The sequence below is a fragment of the Bacillota bacterium genome, assembly GCA_040754675.1.
In the GTDB taxonomy this organism is placed as follows: domain Bacteria; phylum Bacillota; class Limnochordia; order Limnochordales; family Geochordaceae; genus Geochorda.
In genome coordinates, this window is record JBFMCJ010000525.1 from 1 (window position 1) to 2,802 (window position 2,802).

Annotated in this window: 3 protein-coding genes; 1 reads left to right on the top strand and 2 read right to left on the bottom strand. The window is 67.4% G+C overall.

Translation table 11 applies throughout. From position 1 onward, the window contains the following. On the top strand, nucleotides 1-150 hold a 150-nt coding region (locus tag AB1609_20185), incomplete at its 5' end, for an aminotransferase class III-fold pyridoxal phosphate-dependent enzyme (protein MEW6048762.1). A 291-nt stretch (nucleotides 151-441) separates the two neighbouring features. On the opposite strand, the gene AB1609_20190 is transcribed toward AB1609_20185, so the two are convergent. After that, nucleotides 442-2,067 carry an IS200/IS605 family accessory protein TnpB-related protein gene (locus AB1609_20190; GenBank protein ID MEW6048763.1) on the bottom strand — a complete coding sequence of 542 codons (1,626 nt, stop codon included), beginning with the start codon at nucleotides 2,065-2,067 and terminating at the stop codon, nucleotides 442-444. 3 nt (nucleotides 2,068-2,070) lie between these two features. Further along, nucleotides 2,071-2,520, bottom strand: a complete 450-nt coding sequence (locus tag AB1609_20195; protein MEW6048764.1) for a recombinase family protein — start codon at nucleotides 2,518-2,520, stop codon at nucleotides 2,071-2,073. Between the last annotated feature and the right edge of the window lie 282 nt (nucleotides 2,521-2,802).

A 2,802-nucleotide genomic window follows, 5' to 3' on the forward strand; every position in this document is an offset into this window, starting at 1 on the left:
GCCAGGCCCTACTGCGAGCGGCTCAAGGAGGCCGGGGTGCTGGCCAAGGAGACCCACGTGAACGTGATCCGGCTGGCGCCGCCGCTCATCATCAGCGAGGAGGAACTCGAGTGGGCCATGGAGCGGGTCCTGCGGGTCCTTCAGACGTAGCGGCCCCGTCGGCGGACCCGGGCGTCCGGTGGCTGCTGGGGCTGGATGAGCCCTGGTTTAAAAAATCTACCCGAATCTTCCCTTCGGATAGACCGGCCCCCGACCAGGCCTTCGCCTCCTCTCGGACACTTGTCTTGCCCTCCGGGGGGCAGGGCGACAGGGGGCCTCGGCCCGGGAGTCCCACCCGGACGGGAGGGCTGCGCCGGAAGGGGTTGTTCCGGCGGGGGTTGGCCCCGCCTCCCGCGTCCTGTCAGGACGCCTACCGGTTTGGCCGACACCGGCTAAACGGGGTCACCGCAGGGACAGGGCCAGCAGCCTGAAGTCGCGCCAGACGGAACAAAACCGTGTCTGCTCCCACGCGGGAAGCGCGTTGTGAACCTGCATCTTCCGCTCCAGCTGCCTCAAGCAGGCCCGGACCCCGCGGGTCATCCCTGTTCCTTCCCTTGGTTCGGAACGACCCTTGCGGGCCAGTGTTTGCCCGATTCGAGCAACCAGTTCCTTGAGCTCCTTCGTTACGCGCTCCCGGTAACCCATCGCCCGGCGGCCCACGACCAGGGCCGCCGCGCAGTGCACCGGGACCGCAAACCGATCCATGTACTTCCACAAGCCGATGGCGGACGTATGCCGCGGCGGCACGGGCTTGAAGGCCACCTGCTCCTTCGCCGCCCTCCGGCACACGGCCTCCGTTGCCTGGGCGTAGGGAAAGTTGGAGGCCATCCTGTTGAACCCGGCATCGGTGTCCAGCCGGTCCTTGCCGAAGTCCAGATCCTCCAACCCTATCGGCTTGCCCAGCAACCTCGCCGCGTCCACTATCACCTTGGCCAGCACGCCGATGAGGTACTTCCGCCGGAAACCCCGGGCGTACTCCAGGTCCGGAATGCGGATGTAGGCAAAGCCGTTCGGGTACAAAATCACCCGGAACTCGCCCTCGTACTTGCCCAGGTTGGGCGGGGACGCAATCCCGAAGTCCCCCGGCCAGGGCTCCGGCTGTCCAGTGCGCCCCACGTTGCACAACGCCACGCCGTCGGGATTGATGTCCAGCCCCAGGCAGCCGTTTCCGAAGTCCGGCTCCGGGGCGCCCGCCAGCTCGAAGCTGAGGTGGACCAGATACCTGCCGCGGTGCTTTTCCGGAAGCCACAGCCGACCCTCGACCCTCGGGGCGCGCGTCATCTTCGGACGCCCCTTGGCGTCCTCGCCGATCTGCTCCGACAGGTGGGAAATGCTCACCGCCAGGCGGAACTCGCCGCCGGCATGCGACACCTTCACGTTCGGGTTGCCGCCCTTGGTCTCGTCGCCCCGGGAGTAAAGGCGGCTTTTGCGTGCCGCCCGCCACTCCTCACGGGAGCCCCGGCCCTTGGAGACCCTCTTCCAGAGCTTGCGACCGCCGAAGACGACCGGGGGAACGGTTCCGTTCTCCTGATGGGCCCTGAGCTCGGTCAGCTTCTGCTCCAGGGAAGCGACCCGGTCGTTCCGGCCTTTGACGGCCAGGCGGAGCTTTTGCAGAACTTGGGGGGCGGCGCCCTTCTTCCCGGCCTCGGCCAGCTTCCGCATGGCCTGCCCAAGCCTTTTCCTCGCCCGGCCCAGCTTCGTCCCGGTCGCCTCGGTTTCCATCTCCAGCAGTTCCCTCTGCGAGTCCAGCAGGGCCTGAGCCTTTAGCCGGGCGTCGTCCGCGTAGCGGGAGTTCAGGCCGAAGAGCTCCTGGCCCCGCTTCTTGATCTTGTCCCGCGATACGCCCTCCGGCAGCCGGTTGAACGCCCAGCGCCCGCAGGCGCAGAAGAGGCGCATCTCGGTCTCCAGCGGGTCTTCGTCACCCCGGGCCCACTTCTCCGACCGCAATTCCGGATAGGCCTCCGGAAACCACTCCCCGCAGACCGTGACGCGGAACTTATCCTCTTTTTTGCGCTTCGGCTTCGGCATCCCTTAGCAGCTCCCGAAAGCCCCTCCGGACCCTCCGGCCACCCCGCGCTCCGTACAGGCGAGCCGAGAAGGACGTAACGATGGCCAGCTCTCCAGGCCGCGCCGCCTCCGGTTCAGACCTGAGGCCACGTCCTCGAAGACGTGCACCACCCGGTACCCCTTCAGCGCCGCGCAGGCCAGCAGCCGCTCCTTTTGCCGCTCCAGGTTGCCCGCGTCGGCCTGCTTCCTGGTGGACACCCGGGCGTACACCGCCACCCGTACGCCTTCGGGCGAGGACTCGCCCAGTATCCGGCGGACCTCCTCCTCCGGGTACCGCCGGTGACCGGAGGGCAGGCGCACGCACCGGATCCTGCCCTGCTTTTCCCATTCCCGGATGCGCTTCGGAGTAATTCCTGGCAACCTGGCCAGCCGGCCGATGGAATAGTAGCGCATGGTGCTTCGCTTATACCGCATTCGGAGCCTAATAGCTACATTCTTGGTAGCTGCTTCGAACCTCCCCGCGGTGGTCGGCCGTTCCTTCCGCCGTTTCTTGCGCCGTTCCCCCTGCCCGGCCCGTGGGACCCCTGGCGAATGATACCACGGCGAACGTCAGTTTGCCAAGTGGGCGAGGGGACTCGCGGGCGGGCGGATCGAAGACTTGGGCGAGTGTCTCCCGCCGCGCCTGCGGGCCGGCGAGTTTGCAGGGAGTGGATGACCGGGATGCTTGCCCACGTGGCCGACCTCATCTTCTGCGGC

What these genes read in the sequence shown, in the direction of transcription:
- AB1609_20195 (MEW6048764.1), bottom strand. Translation starts at nt 2,520, where the DNA reads ATGCGGTATAAGCGAAGCACCATGCGCTACTATTCCATCGGCCGGCTG.
- AB1609_20190 (MEW6048763.1), bottom strand. Translation starts at nt 2,067, where the DNA reads ATGCCGAAGCCGAAGCGCAAAAAAGAGGATAAGTTCCGCGTCACGGTC.